Raw genomic sequence first — 23,864 nt, 5'->3', positions numbered from 1 at the left:
CTGCGCGGCGCGCGCGGGGCTGCGCCGCGGGGTCTGGGGGCCGGATGCAGACGCTGGAAGCGGAGATCGAGCGGCTGCTCGTGCATCCGCGGTTCGATCGCGCCGTGCGTCGCCTGGCGGAGGGCTTTCTCGAGGTGCAGGTCGCTGCGCCTCGGCTGGCCTCGCAGTTCGCCACCCAGCAACGCTGGCTGATGTCGCATGCAGCGCTGTCCTATTATTTCCGCGGCCTCGAGGCCGGGCGCCCCGGATTGTCGCGGCGGGAATTCGTCGATGAGGCGATCGCTCACGGGCTGGCGAGCCGAAACACCGCGGCAGCCTTCTTCGCCGAAGCCCTGCAATACGGGCTGACCCAGCCGACGAAAACGCATCCCAATCTGGTCGAGCCGGCGCCTGCGACCCTCTGGGCCTTGGTCGAATGGTACGCCATCCATCTGGGCGCGCTCGATCTGCTCGATGACGGCAGGAGGGTACAGCGCCTCCGGGAGGACGACGCTGTTCTGGTGGGGTTGGAGCCCGCCACCGCCGACGCGCTGCTGTCCTGTGCTGCGATCCGCAGGCCGCCATCGGGCTATGCGGTGTTTGCCTCGGTCGATGACGGCGGCAGCCTGATGGATCGGCTGGTCATCGGGGTCGACAGCGCTATGCCGCGGGATCAGGAGCGGGCACTGACCGACCTGACGTCAGTCTCGGCTTTGGCGCGACCTTTCAATCTGTCCCGAACTCATGCTGGCCGCACGCTGGCTGCAGCGATGGCGACGGGCAGCATCGGCTGGAGCGGGGCACGCGGGCGTTCGCCGATCTGGTTGTCGCGCGAGTTTCGTGACGACTATGCGCGGTTCCAGGCCGTGAAGCTCGCGATCGTCGCGGCAGCCTTTGAAGGCGCCGCGAGGTTTCCTGAGCCGGGATGCGTGGGCGCCGCCTTCGGGGCGACGGGCACCTGCGTAGCCGCGGACAGCCCTGCGTGCTGACCAGGGTGCAGAATGCGAGCGCAGCTGTGCAGGCGATTGGCGCGCGGCTCGACGCCTTGCCGTTCTGCCGATTGCGGCTCGCGCTGTTTGGCGTCCTGACGCTCGCTCTGTTTGCCGACATCGCCGAAGTCGCGCTCGGCAATGCCCTTGGCGCCGTGTTTCAGGCTCCGCCACGCACGATGACGCAGACCGAGCTGTCGCTGTTCCTGGCGGCCATCTTCGCCGGCGGCGCGGTCGGCGCGCCGCTCTTCGGCCTGGCAGGGGATCGCTTCGGCCGTCGCCTCGCTTTGCAGCTGGCGCTTGTCGGGATCGCGCTCGGCTCGTTCGGCGCCGCCGCGAGCCATGATCCGGTCGCGCTGATCGGCTTCCGCTTCCTGTCGGGCCTCGGCATCGGTGCCTGTCCGCCGCTGATCGCCGCCTATATGGCCGACGTCATGCCACCGCACCGGCGCGGAACATTGTCGTGCCTGTGCGCCGGCTTCGCCTTCCTCGGCGCTCCTGCGATCATTTTCTTCCTGCGCGCTGCCTCGCCTACGCTCCTGGGCCTCGAAGGCTGGCGCTGGGCGCTCGGTTCCGGCGCGATCCTCGCCGTGATAGCAGCGGGCTTGCTCGTCTTCATGCCGGAATCGCCACGCTGGCTCGCCGCTGCCGGGCGCCTTGCCGAGGCCGAGCAGGCGCTGCGGCGTTTCGGCAGGCGCGGTACCGGTCCAGCAGGACCTTGGATCGCCGCGCCGAGCGCAGCCGGATCGACCCGTCCGGCGAACGACGCGTCAGCGCCTGGACGGCGCGGGCTGCTCCTGCTCTGCGCGCTCTACGCGCTCGCGCCCTGGGCGACGATCGGCTTTCCGCTGATGAGCGGGGCCGTGATGGTGGCGAAGCAGTTTAGCATCGGCGATTCCGTCGTCGCGGCGGGCCTGATCATGTTCGGGCCGGCGCTCGGCAACCTGCTCCTCGCCCCGGCGATCGACCGGATCGGCCGCAGGGCCAGCCTGATCTGCAGTGGCGGTGCCATGGCGGTGCTGGGGCTGGCATTCGCATTTGCCACCGGCTTCCTGCCGCTCGTCGCCGTCGGGATCGCCTTTGCGCTGGCGAGTGCGATCTATGCCAGCGTTCTCGCGATCTATGCTGCCGAGATCACGCCGACGACCCTGCGTGCCTCAAGCACCTCGATGGCTTGGGGGGTCGGCCGTTTCGTGTCGATCTTCGTGCCCTTGGCCTGCTTCGCGCTCATTCACCATCTCGGCCTCTGGAGCATGTTCGTACTGATCGCCGTCGCCTTGGGTCTGAGTGCGATCCTGATCGCGGTCGCCGGACCACATGGGCGATCACGGCAGGCGGTCGCTTGAGGCAGGCCCGTGGACGCCGATCGCGGTGTCGCCAAGTGAACCACTGTTCGCATTCGGCTCTCAGCGCGTTGATTGGTCACGCAGATCCCGCATTATCGATGTGACCATTTTTGACTCTCGTATTGCGCAATTCTGAGCAATTTGAGAAATCATTGCCGTTCTATGTGCGGCAACGTCCGGGCTGAGCGACGCATCGCGGCTGCCGGGCGCTTCGAGCGAGTTGGCGAGACCAGCCGCCGCGCACGGGGAGCGAACGCAGGCTCAAGGCCTGGGAGTTGATCTGGGTTGGGGGCTGACGTGCGAACAATAGTTAACTTCGTGATGCTGGGCGCTGCCCTGGTCGCTGGCGTGGGTGCTGCTACCGCGCAATCGGCGGCGCCGAAAACCGCCGGCCAGAGCCCGCCGCCTGCCGCATCGGCTGCGCCTGCCGTTCAGCCGGTCTCGACGGAGCCCAGCAGCACGACGGCGAGCTTCGGCGACTGGTTGCTGCGCTGCCAGCGTGTCTCCGACGGAGCCAAGATCATGCGCGTCTGCGAGGTTGCGCAGATCCTGCAAAGCCAGGGGCAGCAGGCCCCGATCGCCCAGGTCGCTCTTGGCCGGGCCAGTGCCGGCGAGCCGCTGCGCGTCACGGCCGTCATGCCGGTCAGCATCTCCTTCCCGAGTGTCGTGCAGATCACCATGGGCGAGAAGGATGCCAAGCCGCTCGATCTCGGCTGGCGGCGCTGCCTGCCGACCGGGTGCTTCGCCGATACGGCGCCGAGCGACGATGTGATCAAGCAGTGGCGCAAGGCGAGCGAGCCCGGCCGGATCGTGTTCAAGGATGCCGCTGGCCGCGACCTGACCTTGCCATTGTCGGCTCGCGGTCTCGATCAGGCCGTCGAGGCCCTCGCTAAGGAACGGCTCTGATCATGAGCCGGCGCCGCGCAACGCGTTCGCAAGCCCTCGCCCGCTCCGGCGAATCGGTGCTGCGATATGTCGTGGCGCCGAGCGAGCGCCGCCCGGTTCTGGCGACCCTGAGGCAGCGCTGCCTCGTCGGCCAGGCGATGGCGCTCGCGCTCTGGAACGCGCCGGCCTTCGCGCAGAACATCATCACGCCTGACGGGCGCACCCAGACCAGTGTCGCGGTCAGCGGCAACACGACGACGATCACCACCCAGACGATCGCCGGCGCAGCCGGCTACAATTCGTTCTCGCGCTTCGAGCAGGGCGCCGGCTCGACGGTCAACATGCACTTGCCGCAGGGCACGGGCGCACTGGTCAACATCGTTCGCGATGGGCCGGTGGTCATCAACGGCATCCTGAACTCGTACCGGAACGGCCAGATCGGCGGTCATGTCTACTTCTCGGACTCCGCCGGTTTCACTGTCGGGCCGAGCGGCGTCGTCAACACCGGGCGCCTCACGGTCAACACGCCGACCCGTGAGTTCCTCGACCAAGTGATCGGGCCGAACGGCGTCGTCAACGAGACGATGGCCGCCAGGCTCAGGGCGAACGACGTGCCGATCTCGCCGGACGGCAGGATCGCGATCGACGGCGCCATCAATGCGCGCCGGGGCGTGTCGCTGAACGGACATTCCGTCAGCGTCGCCGGGCAGATCAAGACCAACGCCGCGCCGGTCGACGTGGCCGAGCGCCGCGAGCGGCACCGCACGGCCTTCTCGCAGAGCGTCAACACCGCCGGGCTGAGGCATGGCGCGGCCATGGTCGCCCGCAAGGGCGGCGGCATCGAGATCGTCGCCGCGGGCAGTGTCGGCATCTCCGGCCGGCTGAGCGCCGACGCGACGGGGCGGCGGGCTGCCGGCAGCGTCAGCGTCCGCTCAGGTAGAGGCACGACGATCGCTCCGACGGCGCGCATCTCGTCTACGGGCACCGCCCCCGCACCGCGCCCGGCCGGAGCCGCCTCTGCAGCGCCGGCGGTCAACACCGCAGACGGCGGCACGGTCTCGATCACCTCGGGGGCTGCGATTGCGATCGCCCGTGGCGCCACGATCGACGTCAGCGCTGCACGCGATGTTGCCGGCAAAGCCGGCTCGGCGATCGTCTTCGCCGACACCAATCTCAATGTCGAAGCCGGTGCCGTGTTCCGCGGCAGCGCCGGCACGAGCGGCGATGGCGGTTTCCTCGAGCTCAGTGCCAGGCGGACGGTCGATCTCGGCGCAATCGACATTGACCTCTCGGCGCGCAACGGCAAGGCCGGCCTGCTCTATATCGACCCGACCGATGTCGTGATCGGGACTGGCGGCAACGCCAATATGGTCTTCAGCGGTACGGATGCCCGGATCACGGCGACCGACAGCATCACTATTCTCGGTGACGGCCTCGTCGACACCAGGAACTTCAATCGCAATGCCAATGGCGGGGTTCTCTCCGCCGCCAATCCATCTCTCGGTAATTCAGGCAATATCGAGATCACGGCGCCGCGGATCACGGTGGCAGGCCAGCTGCTCGCGGGCGTCAGCCCCGGAAGCCTCTATTCCGGCGGCGACGTCACGCTGACGGCGACTGCCGTCGACAGGCGCAATTCCGGCAAGGCGAGCGCCGAGGCGATCATCGAGGTCAGCGGCACGATCACCGGCCGTGACATCAAGCTCCTGGCGGATGCGACCGGCGTCTCCTCCTTCATCAATCTCGGCCCCGGCATCGCCATGTTCGCCGGGCTGACCAATCTGTCCATCTTGACGGGCCTAAACGGTGGTTATGTCGCGAGCGACATCACCGCCCGCGTCTCGGTCAAGGACGGCGCGTCCATCACCGCAACGCGCGACCTGGTCATGAGCGCGACCGGTTCACAGGAGGCGACGCTGCCGTCGGTCTCGGTCACGGCCGTGTCGCCGATGGCGATCTCCGTCACCTATGCCGACCTCAAGGCGCGGGTGACCGCCGAGGTCGAGAGCGGGGCGACTCTGACAGCCGGCCGCAACCTGACCGCCGAAGCGAAGAACGAGGCGACATTGGGCGCGACGGCACTCGCGGTGTCCGCCGGGCAGACCGTTGCGGAGTTCGCGGTGGCGGTCGGCACCACCGACATCGAGACGAAGGCGATCGTGAGTTCGGGGGCGGACGTCACGGTTGGCTCGTTGAGCAACGTCCGGGTTTCGGCGATCAACGAGAATTCGTTTTCGACCTCGGCCACGGCGATGTCGATCAGCGGTGGCATGGTCGGCCTGTCCGTAGCCTATTCCGACACGAGGGCCAGCGCCGAGGCGCGGCTCGGCGCGTCGCTCGGCTCGAGCGGTAGCCGGGCCGGCAATGTCACGGTCGAGGCGCTCTCGGACACCAGCAAGAACGCCACCTCTTCGGCGGTGACGCTCGGCCAGAATCTGGTGATCGAGACGCTCCAGATCGCCAATGCGATGGAGGTGCTCTTCGCCCCGCTGACCTCCCGGCTCGGCTCGCGCGAGATCGGCAAGTTCGGCAGCACGCTGACGCTGGCCAAGAGCGATCTTTCGGCCATTTCCTCGATCGCGGCGGACGCCGGCGGCACGGCCCCGACGGTCTACGCGACGAAGACGGCAGTCGTCAGCGATATCCGCGACTTCGCCTTACGCGCTGCCGCCGACGCCGCGATCAGCTCGAACTCGAAGAATCCGACGGCCGTCAATCCGGAAGCGATGGTCGCGATGTCGGCCGGCGTGGTCTATGGCGACTTCCGCCACACCTCGCGCGCCTCGGTCGGCGCCGGCGCCACCGTCGACTCCAACCGCATCGGCGTTTCCGCAACGACCGCTATCCCGATCGCCAACACTTGGACCAATTGGGCCGGTTTCGGTGAGACGCTGTCCCACCTGAACGGCACGTTCGGCGTCGCCGGCAACATCCTCACGAGCTATGCCAGCGCCACGTCGGAATCGAGCCAGCTCGGCCTCGCCGGCGCCGTCAACTACTACAAGGTCACGAACGACACCGAAGCCTATGTCGGCCCCGGCGCGAGGTTGCGCCAGAATAGCGGTCTCGATTCCTGGACCATCGCGCTCGGCACTGGTGCGCTCCAGAGCTTCGACAAGGCCGTCACCATCGCCGCTAGCACGAAGACGGAAACCATCGACGTCGCCGGCAATTACGGCATCTTCTCCGGAACCGGCACCAGTGGCGGCGCCGGCTCGGCGATCGGCGGTTCCTTCGCCGATCTGCAGCGTGAGAGCCGCACTGTCGCAGCGGTCGGTGCCGGTGCCACGATCACCGCGCTCGAACTTGCGGTGACCGCCAAGACCGAGGACAAGATCTTCGCGATCGCTCCGACATCCGGCAAAGCCGCGGGCACCTTCGCCGCGAACGGCATCGTCGTGCTCACCAGCATCGACAACCACACGCTCGCCTCGATCAGCAACCAGGCGATCGTCGACGTCACCTCGATCGATGTCAAAGCCCGCCAGTTCGTCTCGCTCTTCACGCTGACCGGCGCCATGACCTATGGCAGCGAGAATTCCGTCGGCATCTCGGTGGCGGCTCTCGATACGGCCGCTGTGACGCGCGCCTATGTCGGCGACAACTCCGATGACCTGTCGAACAACCGGCTCGGTGACGGCTATGGGCGAGGGCTGATCACCGCCCGCTCGCTCGATGTCGACGCGGTGACGGACGGGCGCATGCTCGTCGCCTCGGTCGCCGCGGCGATCTCCGATCCCAACGCCTCCAAGCTCAGCTTCTTCAAGGGCATAGCCGCCGGCGGCAAGGCCGACGCCGCCGTGCTGCGCTCTGGCGCCAGCGGCAGCATCAGCCTGACGGCCGCCGGCAGCGCCGCCGTCGCGACGACGACGCTGGGCACTTCGGCCTGGATCGACGGCGCCGCCGTCATCGGCAAGGACAATGGCATCGTCGCCACCGATGTCGCCGCGACGAACGCCACCGTCGCCGATGTCGGCTCCGGCACGGCGGCGGTGAATCTGGCCGGCCGCTCGAGCCCGCTGAGCGGCTCGCTCGCGGGCGCGGTCGCGATCGCCACCTTCGACAACAGCACCGATGCGCGCATCGCCGGCACGACGATCACGCGCGCCGGCGACATTTCGGTGCAGTCGCTCGCCGGCGGCCGCCAGACCGTAGTCGGCGTCAGCATCGCGGCCGGGCAAAGCAATAGCGGCGCCGCGGCGATTTCGGCAGCGGTCGGCATAGTCACCGACAGCGTCACCGCCCAGATCCGCAATTCCGTGATCGGCGGCCTGTCCGGGGCCTCCTCCGGCAACGACGTGCTGGTAAACGCCTATCGCGCGACCGATATCGGCATCGGGGGCGGCGCGGCCTATGCCGGCGTGCAGGCCGGCATAGGCCTTGCGCTCACTTATAGCTCGATCACCGATCCTTCCGGGCGCGACGGGGCGGCCGCGCTCATCACCGATACCTCGTTCTCGGCGGTCGATAAGCTGACGGTGGCGGCACAGACCTCAAGCCGCATCGTCTCGGGCGCCATCGCCGGCGGCGGCGGGCCCGATTCGAACGGTCTCGTCGGCACAATCGTCATCAACGAGGTCAGCCCCACGACGCGAGCCGCCGTCACGGGCAGCACGGGCGCCGCCTCGCGCATCGCGATGGATGGCGATGTGCTCGTCGTCGCCGATGGCGGCAGGGACAGCACCCATGACGCCGCTTTGGCCAGCCGGCTCGCCAATTCCGATCAGGGACCGATCGACTTCACCGGCCGGGCCACGAATGCGAATGCGGCGGCGAACCCCGTCGGCGCCTCGATCATCGCCATTGCGGGTGTGCTGCAGGGCGGCGCCAACAATGCCGGCGTCTCCTTCCTCAGCAACACGATCAGCCAGTCGCATATCGCACTCGTCGAGAACATCGACCTGACGAGCTCGACCACGGTGAGTGTGCGGGCGCAGGACGGCTCGCTGATCACCGGCGTCGCCGTCGGCGCAGGAGTCGCGACCGGCCCGTTCGCCGGCGTCGCCTCGGTCGTGCAGCAGACGATCGACAACGTGATCAGCGCCCGCATCAGCGGCGGCAGCATCACGAGCCGCGATGTCGCGGTGCAGGCGCAGGCCGCCTCCGTGATCCGTGGCAGTGCCGGCTCGCTCGGCATCGGCATCGGCGCAGCAGCCGTCGGCCTCTCGATCGTCGAAAGCAGCATTGCCAACAACGTCGCGGCGGCTGTCGCCGGGGCACAGATTCGCGCCTCGCGCGATGTCGTGCTCGCCGCAGCGTCGACCGCGACGATCGAGACGATCGCCATCGGCATCGCCATGTCGCGCAATGTCGGCCTCGCCGGCTCGGTCGCCAACAACACCGTCGCCACCGATATCGGCGCGACCATCACCGGCGCCGACATCATTGCCGGCAACAATCTCGGCGTCTTCTCGGGCAACACCGACCGGATCACGGTCTCGGCCGGCGCGCTCGGCGCCACGGCCGGGGCGCCCAGTGCTGCCGGCGGCGTCTCCGTCGTCAACAACACGATCGGCGGCGATACGCTCGCCAGTATCGCGAACAGCAGTGTCGACGCTCGCGCCGGCGGCACTGGCTCGCTGAGCTATAATGCCGGCCAGCTCGTCACCGCATTCGACCTGAGCTCGGCCAACGGCCCGAGCGCGGCGCAGCCCTCGCTGGCGATGACGGCGCGCAGCATCCATGGCCTCGGCGTCGTCGCGACCTCGCAACAATCGGTGCTGGCCAATGCGGTGACCGGCGGTGTCGCGGTTTTCCCGATCAGCGGCGCAGTCGCGATTGTGCCGATCCGCAATGTGCTCGGCGGCAGCACGGGCGCGACGATCGATGCGAGCTTCGTCGACACCCGTCTGACCGGCACAGGCAGCACAGCGGTCGCCGTCGAGGCGGCGAGTCATTCCTATGCCGGGACCTTCATCACCGTTGGTTCGGCCGGCGGCGTCGCCGCCAGCGGCGCCAACACCACCAATGTGATGGAGCGCAGCACCAGGGCGGCGCTGACGAACTCGACGACCGGCACCACTACACCCGGCTATACCGGGGCCGGCATCAGTGCGCTCGACGTCGCCGCCAACGCTTCGCAATCGGCGGCGAGCAATGTGCTGGGCTTCGCCCTTGGTGCCGGCGGCGCCGCGGCGATGGGCATCGTCAACACCTTCGCGGCCTCGACGAGCGCCTCGCTCGACCAAGGCCTGGTCACGGCCGGGCGGGTGGGCATCGCCGCCGACACCCGCAATGGCTTCCATGCCCAGACCGGCACCGCCGTCGGCGGGCTGGGGGTCGGTATCGGCGGCGCCTTCGTCGTCGGCACCAGCCGCAACGAGACGCTGGCGACGGTCGGCGGCGGTTCCGGCCAGACGGTGCTCAACCTCAATGGCGGCCTCGCTGTCGCCGCGACCAGTCGCAATGTCTTCGCGACGGTCGCGACGGGTGGCGCGGTCGCCGGCGTTGCCGGCGTTGCCGGCATGGTCAGCTTCGTCGATGTCGACAACGAGACACGGGCGGGGCTTTACGGCGCGCAGGTCGCGATACGGCCGAGCGCGACGCAGACCATCGGCGGTGTCACCAGCGCCGCCGGTGTCAGTGTCTCCGCCTCCGAGACGACGAGCATCACGCCGAAAACCGCGGCGGGGGCGAACGCCAGCTTCGCCGCCGGCGCAGCCGCCAACATCGTTAACCTCGACAGCCTGGTCCAGGCCGACATCCAGGGCTCGGGCGTGGTCGCTCCGGGCGCAGTTTCGGCGTCCGCCGCCTCCGACCGCACGGTCAGCGCGGAGACGACCACCTTTGGCGTCGGCGGCAGCGTCGGCATCGGCGCCTCGGTCGCGCTGATCTCGGTCGGCAAGAGCACGCCTGAGGGCGTGTCGGGCGAACTGACCTCTGGCGGTAGCGGCACGCTCTCCCGCATCGGCCAGCTCACCGCCGGCAATGCCGATCTCGTCCTGAGCGCGGCCGGGCTCGCCAGCTATCGCAGCTATCGCGGTGCGGCCGGTGCGGCAATGACCGACAGCGCGCTGCGCGACGCCGCTCAGACCGAGTATAATCTCCTGCTGGCCAACGGCACCGTGTCGGGCGGCGCGCTGACCTTGACCACTGCCGGCGTGACCGCGCTGATCAGTGCGGCGGCGACGGGGCTGGGCATCGCCGATCCGAACGAGACCCAGGTGCGCGACTGGGCGGCTACTCGCTACTCGGCGTTCCGCAACGGGGCAGTCGCTTATCTGCTGAGCGATGCGGGCGTCAGCTCCTATCGGGCGCAAGTGCTCCCGACCACCCCCGACGCCACTGACGACCAGGTCCGCAGCGCCGCCAACAGCGCCTATACGCGCCTGCTGGCCAACGGCACCGTCAGCAACGGCGTCCTGTCCCTGTCGACCGCTGGAGTCGCATCCTATCGCGCCGAGGCGGAAGCCAGCCTCGGGCGCGCCGCGACCGAGGCCGAAGTCCGCGACTACGCGGCCCGGCAATACGGCTTCTTCGTCGCCAATCGCAGCCGCATCGCCGCGCCGGAGGCGCAGAGCGCTGCGGCGCTGCTCGAGAGTACCGGTTCAGGCACCAAGGCGGCCGTGAGTGGCGGCAGCATCACCAGCGGCTCCGTCGCCGTCTCCGCGCTGTCGCGGACGACGACCAGCAGCATCGCCAGCGGCCTCGGGGCGGGTGGCGCGGTCGGTGTCGGTGCGGCGACCGCCTATACCGATGTCGGCGACAAGGTTTCGGCGCGCCTCGATCAGATCAGCGTGAGCACCGGCTCGATCGCCGTGACGGCCAGCTCGACCGACGGGACCGGCTCCGCTGCCCGGGTCGAAGCCCGTGCGGGCGCCGGCTCTCTCGCAGCGGCGGCGGGCGCCGCGGTCGCGGACGGTTCGATCGCCAACGAGGTCAAGGCGACGCTCGGCGGCACGCTGACCGTGACTGGCGCGACCACCGTCAATGCCAGCAACGGCCAGACCAGCCGGTCGGACGCCGTCGGCGCCGCCGTCGCGGGCGGCCTGGCGCTCGGCATATCATTCGCGTCGAGCCGTGCCGACAGCACGGTGGAAGCGAAATATGTCGATGGCTCCAGCCTCACCGGAACCGGTCTGACGATCGGGGCGCAGAGCACGGGCGCGGCCCATGCCGCGGCCATTGCCGGCGCTGGCGGCCTGCTCGCGGCCGGGTCGGGCGCGGAGGCGAAGGCAAGCGATACGACGGACGTCACTGCCTTGATTGGTGCTGGCGCCCGGGCGAGTGTCGGAACCGGCACGATCACCGTCTCGGCGACCGCATCGCCCGACGCGAAGGCTGCGGCTTATGGCAGTGCAGTGGCGGGCGGCCTTGCCGTCGGCGCGGCGGTCGCCAGGGCCGATGTCGGCGCGATGGTCAACGCGCAGATCATGGGCAATGCCAGCCTGATCGCCAACCAGTTCATCGCCGGTACCCTCTCCGTCACCGCGACCGGCTCGGTGTTCGGCACGATGGCGGGGGACGCTGCGCGGCTGGCGGACGCCACCTCGGGCTTTGCGCGCGGAGGAACCTCGGCCGCCGCCACGGCGATGGCCGGGTCAGGCGCCTATTACGTCAGCGCCGTCGGCACCGATGCACGGGCCAACAACACCAGCAGCGTGACGGCCAGGGTCGGCAGCTATGTCGGCCTGTCAGCCGGCTCGGCCACCATCAGCGCGACGAACACGACGCTCCAGACCGCCAACGCGACCGGCGTCACCGTCGCCGGAACTGCCGCCGTCGGCACCGTCAATGCGCAAGCCGATGCGGGAACCGCGACGAACCCCGGGAGGACGACGGCCTCGCTCGGCGCTCATTCCATCATGACCGGAAGCAGCACCGGCCGCTTCACCCTGACCGCGACCGGCCAGGACACGCAGATCGTTCGCGCCCAGGCGGGCAGCGGCGGCCTCTATGCCGGCTCCGGCGCCACCGGTTCGACCTCCAATGTCTCGGACGTGACCGTCTCGGTCGGCGACAACGCGGCGATCCAGGCCGGGCTCGTCACGATCGGTGCCAGCCACCTCGCGCAATATGCCTCCCTGGTCGACAGCCTGCAGGCCGCGGCCCTCGGCGCCAGCGCCTCGAAAGCGACGAACAGCGCCAATGTCGACGTGTTGAGAGAGTTGGGCGCAGGCGCCCGGATCACCGCCGCCGGCCCAGGCACGGCCGGCTGCTATCTGACGAGCTGCCTGCAGGCGATCTCGGTGACGAGCCGCAATGCGTACGTTCAGCTCGACCTCGGCGATTCCGTGCGCGCTGCAGCCGGTGGCGGCATCAACGGTGCCGGCGCGACCTCTCGGACCGAGATCGACGGCACCTCCCAAGTGACGCTCGGTGATGGCGTCAACCTCATCGCCGGCCTGAACCCGCTTGCCGCACCCGGTCCGATCCTGGTGCAGGCGTGGACCGAGCTGACAGGCAAGGACACCGCGACGCTGACCACCGGCGGCCTGCTGCAGGGCGCGGGCGTGTCGTCGCATTACCGGGCCGATGTCGACAACACGGTGACGCTCGGCAACAACGTCCTCCTGGACTCCTTTGGCGTCGTCAATCTCGGCACCTATACGATCGCCGATGTCGAGGCGAACGCCTATGTCAGCACCTATGGGCTCGCCAGTGTGGGGGTCGCCAAGGCCGACGTCACCATCCGCACCGACAACCAGGTGCTGATCGGTACGAATTCCCGACTGATCGGCCTCTATGACGTTAACGTGACCGCTGGCCGCGATGGGGCGGGCCTGCGCACGAACACGCTCACCGGCACGGCGACCGCGCTCGGCTATGTCCGCGGCGTCATCGCCGTCCCCGACGCCGACGCCTCGACCAATCTGCAACACCATGCCCGCGTCGAGGTCGGCAGCGGCACGACGATCTCCAGCGCCCAGAACGTCACGCTCGGCGCCTATGACGGTGCGCTCAACGCCGATGCTGATGGTACCGGCCACGGTTATCAGCTCTATTTCATCCCGGTCACCGAGGGCTCGAGCAGCCCCGGCAGGTCGTCATCCTCGACCTTGGTGATGAACGGCACGGCGACGGCAGGCATCTACAACACTCAGCGCATTGAGATCGGTTGCGGCGTCAACGCCTCGGCCCAATGCGGGCCGAACGAGACTCCGACGATCCGTTTGATCAGCGGCGCACCGGTGACGGCCGGCTACACCGAGACCTTCGATCCCGTGGCCTACATCACGGCGCGTTACGATGCCGCGGTCGCGGGCACGCTCATCTCCGGTGTCAGCACTTCCCCCGTCAAGGCGGTGCGGCTCAGCCAGCTCTATGCGGCGGGCGGCAACATCTTCGTCAACGGCAGCACGGTCCAGGGCAGCGGCTCGCTCACGGCGAATGGCGGCCCCTCGATCACCGTGATCAACCGCAGCAACGCTTATCTCGTGCTCGACGGCGGGGCTTATATTCCGGATTCGACCGGCGGCCAGATCGTCGGCTCCAGCGGGTCCCTGACGCGCCGCAGCAATCCGGATGCGACACCGAGCATCATCATCGACAACGCCTATGCCGGCCAGCTCGATGCCAGCGGCCACGGGCCTGCGCTGCTGATCTCGGGCGACATCACCAATCTCGGCGGCTTGGTTTCGCTCAACAATACGTTGGGCTCGTTCGGCTTCTCCGGCCAGCGCATCGACGCGCTGCAGTTCAACGTCACCGTGCCGAATGGCGCGGTCGCGGTCTCCTCGAACGGGCCGAACGGCCTGTACAATGCCGGCGCCGCGCCGGAGTCGGAATGGGGCCACGCCATCACCTATCCGGGCGCTGTACCTGGCGCGCTGCCGCAGACCTACGTCATCAACGACACCATCAACGCCATCGCCAACACGCTCTATTTCGGCAACGGCGCCACCCTGAACTACAATCTTTACCACCGGATCGAGGACGGCGGGAATCCGGGCAACCGCTACAGCACGATCATGTACGGCAACTGTATCGGCTACGGTGCGACCGGCATGAACTGCGTCGGCGGCTATGATTTCGGCAACGGCATCTTCTTCGCGCAGATTCCGGTCGTGCCGAAATACCGAGCGAGCAATGATGTCCAGGCGCAGGGCGGCGGCACCAAGATCTATGGCGCCCAGGTCGCGATCAAGGCGACCACCATCAACATCAACGCCTCGATCGAGGCGGGGCGTGTCACCAACTGGCAGGGCAATATCGGCGGGGTCGTCGGCGACATCCTGCGTAATGGCCGCCAGGGCTGGCTCGATGACGGCACGACAACGGTGAGCTTCGCCGGCCTCTTCGGCGGCGGCTGGGCCGCTGCAGGTGCCGCGCCGGTTTCCTACGACGTCATCAACAATCGGCTGGTCATGGCCGACGTGAATGCGTCGTCGGGCGGCGGCTCGGTTCTGCTCGACGGCCAGATCATCAGCACGAACACGCTGGGCAGGATCAAGATCAATGGCGGCTTCGGCGATGTCAGCCTCAACAACCAGTCCGGGCTCGATCTCGTCGTCAACCGCATCAACACCGGCACCCAGGCCGGCGTGAACGCCGGCATCAGCAAGATCACGATCGTCGACCGGCTCATCACCTCCGGCCCGAACACGACGGTCTACGCCTACACACCGGGCTCGGGCATCGCGAAATACCAGACGCATAATGGCGCGCAGCCGATCCTGAGCGGCCCCGGCGCCTCGGCGCCCGTCCAGTTCATCGCTGGCGACACGACGCGCTACAGTCCCGTCTCCGGCACCCGCTACGAGTGGACGCAGCAATTGTTCGTCCATAAGGACGGGCTCATCGTCAACAATCCCAACGCGCAGGGCGTCTGGCGCTATAATTCTGGAACGTCCACCAACCCTTGGGTCTATGTGCCGGCTCCGGCGACTGGAATCTGGGGCGACGGCAACTCCTCCGGACCCGACTACTGGAACCAGACGAGCACACCGCAGGGCCGCGTCGTCAACAACCCGGGCGGTGCCGGCACTGTCTTCTTCCAGACTTTGCAGGGCGGCGTGATCGAGCTCATCAACGCCATGCAGCACTATGAGAACTGCAATGGCGGCAATCCTAGCTTCTGCAGTCGCGACTTCCGGCAGGAGCCCGGCAGTACCGCCAATACCTGGTGGAATTACAACTACGTCAAGGACGCTTGGCTGCAGATCACGGCCTCGGTCAAGGCCGACAATCCGTTCGAGGTCAGCTTCGCCGGCAATGCGGCGGGCCGCGTCAACATCGCCTCCAACAGCTCGGTCATCCAGCAGGGCAATATCGTCAATCCGAGCGGCACGACGACGATCATCGCCTCTGGCGGCAGCTTCACTCAGGTGAACAACGCCATGATCCTCAGCAACCACCTGACGCTGAATACGCGCGACTCGGTCGGCACGGCCTCGGTCGCCGTCAAGGCGACGCTGACCTCTGCTGCGCAGCTCGATATCGTCACCGGCAGCGGCGGCATCAATCTCGACATCACCGGCAGCGCGCGCGTGGTCGCGCTGCGCGCCGACCAGACCCCAGGCGTCTATGGTGACGTCAAGCTGCAGGCCACCGGCAGCCTCGAGACCGTCGTCACCGGCGCGCCGAACGTCGTCGGACGCAACATCACGCTGGTGAGCGAGGAAGGCAGCGTCGGCTCGACCACGAACCTGATGCAGATGCGCGCGGTCGCGACCCAGCTGCCGAATGGCAGCTATGTCGACGGCGTCGCCACCGTGACGGCGCGTGGCGACATCGGCATCGCACAGATCGCCGATGACCTGCGCGTCGGCCAGATCGCGAGCCAGGCCGGCAATGTCCGCATCGACGTCAATGCCGGCCGGCTCGTCTCGGCCTCCGGGCAGACGGCCGCGCAGGCGCTGAGTGCCGAGCAGCTCTCGCAGGTCTCGCGCTCGCTGAAGCTCACCGCGGCCGATGGTGCTGCTGCGGCGGCGCAGGCCAGCGTCGCAGCTTTCGAGAAGCAGGTGACGCAGACCTATTCCCAATATGCCACGCTGCTTCGCAATGGCGGCTTCGTGCTCGAAGACACCAACGGGGATGGCGTCAACGAGCGTATGTTCAAGCTGAACGACAACGCCATCGCGCTCTACCAGGCCTTTGCCGATGCGGAGCTCGGAGCCGGCGCGAACGTCGACTCCTACGCCGCGCAGCGCCTTGCCGCCTATGGCGATGTCTTCGCCAAGGTCTATGGCAGCGGCTGGGCTGACCAGGCCCGCTTCAAGCCGGCGACGCTGGAGAGCAATTACAACTTCAGCTTCAGCGGCGCCGATGTCACGCCGGGCCTTGCGACCCAGATTACGGGCGATGCGGTCTGGACCGAGCGGCAGCTCGTCTCGGCGATCAACAAGTCGGCGCTCGAGCCGGCCTCAGGCGTCGTCGGCAACGGCACAGCGCTGGTCATCGGCCGTGATGTCACGCTGAATACGGCCGGCAGCATCGGTTCGCTAGCACCCGACGTTCAAGTCGCGCTGTCCGACATCCGCAATGGCACGATCTCGAACACGCAGCTCGCCGCGCTCGCAGTCGCGACCACGGCCGGAACGGTCAAGATCTTCGGGCAGAAGCAGGACGGCAGTCTGGTCGAGGTCACCGATCTGAACACTGTGCCCAACGGTGTCACGCTCACCCGCGTCGACGTCAAGCAGACCGCGCCGCTCTTCATCAATGCGAGCGGCGCCTTCTCAGGCTCGGCACAGGGCGACGTTTACGTTCAGTCGACCGGGACGCCGCAAGCGGCCGGCGGCACGCTGACGATCGGCCGGATCACGGCGACCGGCACGATCAATCTGCAGGCGCCGCAGGCGATCGCCGTGGCGACGCAGGCCGATGGGACCACGCCGCGCAATCCGGTCCAGATCCAGACCAATGGTGATCTCGTCCTGGTCGCGGGCGGCGGTGGCATCGGTTCGGCGGCGACGCCGCTGACCTACCAGATCGGCGGCAAGCTGGTCTCGGCCTCCGCGGCTGCGGGCGACGTCAATCTCGTCGTCAAGGGTGGTGACGGGCAGATCGGCCGGATCTTCGCCTCCGGCACCGCTTCGCTGACGGCGACCGATGGTGGCATTCACGGATATCTGCCCGGTGTCGCGATCTCCGCAAACTCGATCAGGCTGAATGCGACTGGCAATGTCGGCTCGGCCACGGCTGCGCTCGGCCTGCGGGTCGGCCCAAGCGGAGACGTTTCGGGGATGGTCGGCGGCTCGGCCTGGCTCTCCGGGCCGGCGCTGGCTGGTCAGACGCCGACGGCTCTCCGCATCGGCGAGCTGGCCGCTCGCAACGGGCTCGGTGTGCTCGCCGACGGGCAGATCGACGTCCTCTCCCGCGCAACTTCCAGCGCCGGCGCCGTTTCCCTGACGGGCGCCAGGATCGTCATGGCGACCGATGCCGCTGTTAGCGCCGCCGGGCGCGTCGCTCTCGCCTCCAGCAGCGATATCGTACTCGGACGTGTCGCCAGCGCGATCGCGGCGCCCGCGGGAAGCGCTTCGATCGCGGTGACCGCAACAGGGGCGATCACCGGCAACGGCGATGGCGGCATCCTGCTCGATGTCCGCCAGGCGGGCGGCGCGGTCTCGCTCTATGCAGGCGACGGCATCGGCACGCAAAGCATGGCGCTGAGCTTCGCTGCGCCGACAGTCTCTGCGCGCAGCCTTCGTGGTGGTGTCCGCCTTGCCGCGACCGGAGCGACCCGCGCCACGACGCTCCAGGCGGATACGGGCGCTCTGGCGATTAGCGCCGATGGTGACCTGGCTCTCGACATGGTGAGCAGCGGCGCCGGCGCGACTCTTTCGACCAGCAATGGCCGCCTGACCCTCGGGACGTTGACGGCCGGCAGCGGCAGTACGCTCTCGGCGACCGGCGCTATTGCGATCACCGCCGCTTCAACGAGCGCCGGTGATCTCTCCATCACCTCCACCGGTGCCGGGGTCACCGCAGCCAGCATCGCGGCGGCTCGGGATGCGACGCTCGCGGCTGCAAGCTTCGTCTCGATCGCCAATCACCTGACCGCGGGCGGCGTGGCCACCGTCGCAGCCAATGGCGGGGCGGTCGACATCGTCGCGCTGACGGCGGTTACGGACGCGGTCCTGACGGCCTCGGGCGCGGTCACGCTCGGCTCGGCTATGACGATGGCGGGAGATATCGTGATCGCGTCGACAGGCGCGAGCATCGCGGCAGCGAGCATCGGCGCGGCTCGGGATGCGACGCTTACAGCTGCAAGCTTCGTCTCGATCAGCAATCACCTGACGACGGGCAGCGTGGCCACCGTCGCAGCCGATGGCGGGACGCTCGACATCGTCGCGCTGACGGCGGGTACGGACGCGGTCCTGACGGCGTCAGGCGCGATCACGCTCGGCGCGGCTAGGACGATGGCGGGAGATATGTCGGCCGCCTCGACCGGTGCCGGGGTCACCGCAGCCAGCATCGCGGCGGCGCGAGATACGACGCTCACCGCCGGAACCTCGATCGCGGTTACGACTAGCCTGACGACCGGCGGCGCGGCCACCGTCGCAGCCAATGGCGGGACGCTCGACATCATCGCCCTGACGGCGGGGACGGACGCGAGCCTGACGGCGTCGGGCGCGATCACGCTCGGCTCGGCTAGGACGACATCGGGCGATCTCTCGATAACCTCCACAATCGCCGGCATCATGGCAGGGGGCATCGATACGGCTCGGGATGCGACGCTCACAGCTGCAAGCTTCGTCTCGATCGCCAATCACCTGATCGCGGGCGGCGTGGCCACCGTCGCAGCCAATGGCGGGGCGGTTGACATCGTCGCGCTGACGGCGGGTACGGACGCGGTCCTGACGGCGTCAGGCGCGATCACGCTCGGCGCGGCTAGGACGATGGCGGGAGATATGTCGGCCGCCTCGACCGGTGCCGGGGTCACCGCAGCCAGCATCGCGGCGGCGCGAGATACGACGCTCACCGCCGGAACCTCGATCGCGGTTACGACTAGCCTGACGACCGGCGGCGCGGCCACCGTCGCAGCCAATGGCGGGACGCTCGACATCATCGCCCTGACGGCGGGGACGGACGCGAGCCTGACGGCGTCGGGCGCGGTCACGCTCGGCTCGGCTAGGACGACATCGGGCGATATCTCGATAACCTCCGCAACCGCCGGCATCATGGCAGGGGGCATCGCGGCGGCGCGAGATGCGACGCTCACGGCTGCAAGCTTGGTCTCGATCACCAATCACCTGACGACGGGCAGCGTGGCCACCGTCGCAGCCGATGGCGGGACGGTCGACATCGTCGCGCTGACGGCGGGGACGGACGCAGTCCTGACGGCGTCGGGCGCGATCACGCTCGGCTCGGCTACGACGATGGCGGGAGATATCGCGATCGCCTCGACAGGCGCGAGCATCGCGGCAGCGAGCATCGGTGCGGCTCGGGATGCGACGCTCACAGCTGCAAGCTTCGTCTCGATCGCCAATCACCTGACCGCGAGCGGCGCGGCCACCGTCGCAGCCAATGGCGGGGCGGTCGACATCATCGCCCTGAATGCCGGCGCGACTTCAACCGTGACCGCTTCGGGTGCTGTGACACTGGTTTCAGCCATGACCATAGCAGGCGATCTCTGGATCACCTCGACTGGCGCCGGCATCACCGCTGCGAGCATGGATACGGCCCAGGACGCGACGCTGACCGCGGGGACTTTCATCTCGGTCACGACCAGCCTGACGACCGGCGGGGCGGCTACCATCGCTGCCAATGGCGGGACGCTCGACATCGTTGCGCTGACGGCGAGCGCAGGCGCGACCCTGACGGCGTCGGACGCGGTCACGCTCGGCTCGGCCAGGGCGACCGCAGGAGGCATCTCGGTCACCTCTACGAACGCTGGCATCACCGCTGCGCGCATCGAAGCGGCGCGGGACGCGACTCTTGGTGCGGCGGCCTCGATCAGCATCGCCAACAGCCTGATGTCGGGCGGCGCGGTCAACGTCACCGCTCGCGGCGGGGTACTGGCGATCGACAGCCTGCTCGCGGGCGCAAACGCGTCGCTGAAGGCCGTCGGGGCGGTCACGCTCGGTAGTGCCAGGACGACCGATGGGGACCTCTCCATCAGCTCGACCGGCGCCGGCATCACTGCTGCCGACGTCAAGGCTGAGGACGATGCGATCCTCTCAGCAGCGACCGGCATCGTCGTCACGAACGGTGTGATCGCGGGCGGTGGTGCTAGGCTCGACGTCAGTGACGGAGCACTTGAGCTCAGGAGCCTGAACGCTGGCGCGACGTCGGCGCTGATGGCATCAGGGGCGATCACACTAGGCAGTGCCGCGACGAGCGCGGGCGATCTCGCGATCGCCTCGGCCAATGCAAGCATCACCGCTGCCGGCATCGACGCGGCTGCCGCTGCGACGCTGACCGCGGGCACGTCGATCGCGATCACGACGAGTCTGACCACGGGCGGTGCGGCTACCGTCGCCGCCAATGGCGGAGCGCTCGACATCGTCGCCCTGACGGCCGGTGCAAGTTCAAGCCTGGTGGCGTCGGGGGCGGTGGCGCTCGGCGAGGCCACGGCGACAGCGGGGAAGCTCTCTGTCACCTCGTCAAATGCTGGCGTTACCGCTGCGAGCATCGATGCCGCCCAGGACGTGACGCTGACCGCGGAGACGTCGATCGCGGTGAGCGGTCACCTGACCGCGGGCGGTGTGGTTACTGCCGCCGCCAATGGCGGAACGCTCGACATCGTTAGCCTGACCGCAGGTGCAGGCTCGACGGTGGTGGCTTCGGGCGCGGTAAGGCTCGGCTCGGCGACGAGCGCGGCTGACCTGTCGGTGATCTCGACGGGCGCTGGTGTCGCGGCCGCGACCATTGCCGCGGCAGGCGATGTAACCCTTGCTGCGCGGACCGCCATCGCCGTCTCGGCCGGGATGACGAGCGGAGGAGCTGCTCATCTCGACGTCAGCGATGGAACGCTCGATGTCGCCAATCTGGTTGCGGGGCGCAGTTCGGTGCTGACGGCACGGGGCGCGGTCAAGCTCGGTAGCGCGACGACCAGCGCGGGCGATCTTGCCATCGCCTCGACCGATGCCGGCATCGCGGCCTCGAGCATTGTCGCAGCTGGCGACGTAACGCTCGGCGCAAGGAGCGTCATCGCTGTCGCGAGTGGGCTGTTCAGCGGCGGGGCAGCCCATCTCGATGCCGGCAGCGGGTCGCTCAATGTCGCGAGCATGCTCGCCGGCGGCAGCTCGACACTGACCGCCTCGGGTGCGGTGACGCTCGGCTCGGTCACGACGACGGCGAGTGATCTCTCGGTCACGTCGACGAATGCCGGCATCACGGCGACGAGCATCGATGTGGCGCGGGATGCAACGCTCAGGGCGGGAGCTTTCGTCTCCGTCGCCACTGGCTTGCGGGCCGGTCGCGGGGCGACAGTCAATGCCAATAGTGGGCCGCTCGACATCGTCGCCCTGACGGCCGGTGCGAGCTCGACCCTGACCGCCTCGGGTGCGGTGACGCTCGGCTCGGTCACGACGACGGCGAGTGATCTCTCGGTCACCTCGACGAATGCCGGCATCACGGCGGCCAGCATCGATGTGGCGCGGGATGCAACGCTCAGGGCGGGAGCTTTCGTCTCCGTCGCCACTGGCTTGCGGGCCGGTCGCGGGGTGATAGTCGATGTCAATAGTGGGCCGCTCGACATCGTCGCCCTGACGGCCGGCGGCAGCTCGGCCCTGACCGCCTCGGGTGCGGTGACGCTCGGCTCGGTCACGACGACGGCGAGTGATCTCTCGGTCACCTCGGCGAATGCCGGCATCACGGCGACGAGCATCGATGCGGCTGGGGATACGACGTTGACGGCTGGACGCTCCATCGCGGTCGCCGATCACCTGACCACGGGCGGTGCGGCTACTGTCGCCGCAGATCGTGGGAGGCTCGACATCATCGCTCTGACGGCAGGTGCCGGCTCGACCCTAAAGGCTTCGGACGCGGTGACGCTCGGCTCGGTCACGACGACGGGGGGTGATCTCTCGGTCATCTCGACGAACGCCGGCATTGCCGCCGCGAGCATCACGGTGGCGGGTGATGCGACCCTCGCCGCGAGGACCGCCATCGCCGTCACAAATCAGCTGATCAGCAGCGGAGCGGCGCGCCTCGACATCAGCGATGGGACGCTTGATCTTGCCAATCTGGTTGCGGGGCGCAGCTCGACCTTGACGGCTTCGGGAAGGGTCGCGCTTGGTCGCGCAGCGACCGATGCGGGCGACCTGATCGTCACCTCGACGAACGCCGGCGTTGCTGCCGCGAGCATCACGGTGGCGGGTAATGCGACCTTCGCCGCGAGGACCGCCATCGCCGTCTCAAATCAGCTGATCAGCAGCGGAGCGGCGCGTCTCGACATCAGCGATGGGACGCTTGATCTTGCCAATCTGGTTGCGGGGCGCAGCTCGACCTTGACGGCTTCGGGGAAGGTCGCGCTTGGTCGCGCAGCGACCGATGCGGGCGACCTGATCGTCACCTCGACAGGCGCGGGCATCGTGACGACGAGTATCCGCGCCGAAGCGGGCCTGACGCTTCGGACACAGGCCGACTTGTCGGCTCAGCTGCTCGCTGCCGGCGGAACGGTCCGCCTTGCCGCGGGGGGCTCGGCGACCGTCGGCACCGTCTCCGGGGGGCAAGATCTCGCCGTTTCTGCAGAAGGACCCATCGTCGTCGGTCGCGTATCGGCTCGGTCGGGCGAGGTTTCGATCAATTCCCTGGGTGGATCGATCAGCGTCGGCGCGGTCGACTCTGCCGGGGCCATTACGGGCGCGACGGCGGGTGACATCGCCTTTGGCCTGGTGCGCAGCGCGACGGACGTCCTGCTCGCGTCGTCTGCAGGGCTGATCCAGGTCGAAACGCTCATCAGCGGTCGCGATGTCGGCCTGCAGGCTCGCTCCATCGCGTTCGATCGCGTCGATGCCGGCCGCTCGGCGGCGCTTTCGGCCAACGAGAACATCGTCGGTGCCCGCCTCGTCGCGACCGATGCGCTGGTGCTGCAAGCTGGGCGCAGTGGCGTCGGCTCGATCACGCTCGGAACCGGGGCGGCTCGCGGCAGCACTTTCCGAGCCCCTGACGACATTAGACTCGGGCGCTTCGGCGCCGGCGATAGCATCGTCATCCGCGGCACGCGGATCGCCGCCGACATCGTCCAGCTTCCTGGCGGAGCGGAGCTTCCGCTCAGGCTCGACCTCGCCGGCCTGCGCGAACGTAGCGCACAGGGCGTCGACCTGCGCGTCGATGCAGGGCGGTTCCAAGCCGGCCGCTTCGAGGTGGTCGATGGCCTGCTCTCGACGACATCGAGCGACTTCGGTATCGCTGCGGCCTTCGTTCCTGGCGCGTTGCAGGTGACGAGCCCGTCCATGGCCATCCTCGCCAATAATCGTGGCCCCGCGCCGGTGACCGGATACGACGCGCAGCTCTATCAGCGCGACCGGGTCTTTTCGCTCGCGGTGAACGGCAAGCGGCTGACGACCAGCGCCTTCATCATCGGTTTCGATTCCGATGTCGTCGATGCGCCGAGCAGCATCTCCCTCGGCCGCGACCTCGCCAGGCTGGGCGTCGTGACGCCGTCGGGCCCCTCTTTCGGCGAGATCGCGCGTGGCTTCGTCCTGGGAGCCGACGGCCGCTGGCGCAGCACCACCAACGATGCGGAGACGACCGCAAGCACAGGCGAGCGGTCGAAACCGCTCGTCAATCTCGCTGGTTTCGAGGGACAGCCTTGAACCACTGGAGGCGTGTT

Annotated in this window: 4 protein-coding genes; all 4 read left to right on the top strand. The window is 68.4% G+C overall.

Annotated elements, in window-relative coordinates; genetic code table 11:
- The first annotated feature begins 44 nt into the window (after positions 1-44).
- The 4 genes from ACFPOB_RS15455 to ACFPOB_RS15440 all read left to right on the top strand — a co-directional run bounded on the left by ACFPOB_RS15455 (position 45) and on the right by ACFPOB_RS15440 (position 23,847).
- Positions 45-968: a hypothetical protein gene (locus ACFPOB_RS15455; protein WP_377799312.1), complete on the top strand. Its 924-nt coding sequence runs from the start codon at positions 45-47 to the stop codon at positions 966-968.
- On the top strand, positions 962-2,314 hold the full coding sequence (locus ACFPOB_RS15450) for an MFS transporter (RefSeq protein WP_377799311.1): 1,353 nt from the start codon (positions 962-964) through the stop codon (positions 2,312-2,314). Before ACFPOB_RS15455 ends, ACFPOB_RS15450 begins: the two co-directional genes overlap by 7 nt.
- Before the next feature lie 522 nt (positions 2,315-2,836).
- Positions 2,837-3,220 (top strand): invasion associated locus B family protein, encoded by a 384-nt coding sequence (locus ACFPOB_RS15445; RefSeq protein WP_377799310.1) that lies wholly within the window; start codon positions 2,837-2,839, stop codon positions 3,218-3,220.
- Between the two features lie 2 nt (positions 3,221-3,222).
- Entirely contained in the window at positions 3,223-23,847 is a 20,625-nt protein-coding gene (locus ACFPOB_RS15440; protein ID WP_377799309.1) for a leukotoxin LktA family filamentous adhesin, read from the top strand.
- Positions 23,848-23,864: the final 17 nt, after the last annotated feature.

It is taken from the genome of Allobosea eneae, assembly GCF_042657265.1.
Classification (GTDB): domain Bacteria; phylum Pseudomonadota; class Alphaproteobacteria; order Rhizobiales; family Beijerinckiaceae; genus Allobosea; species Allobosea eneae.
This window is presented reverse-complemented; position numbering and strand designations above follow the sequence as displayed.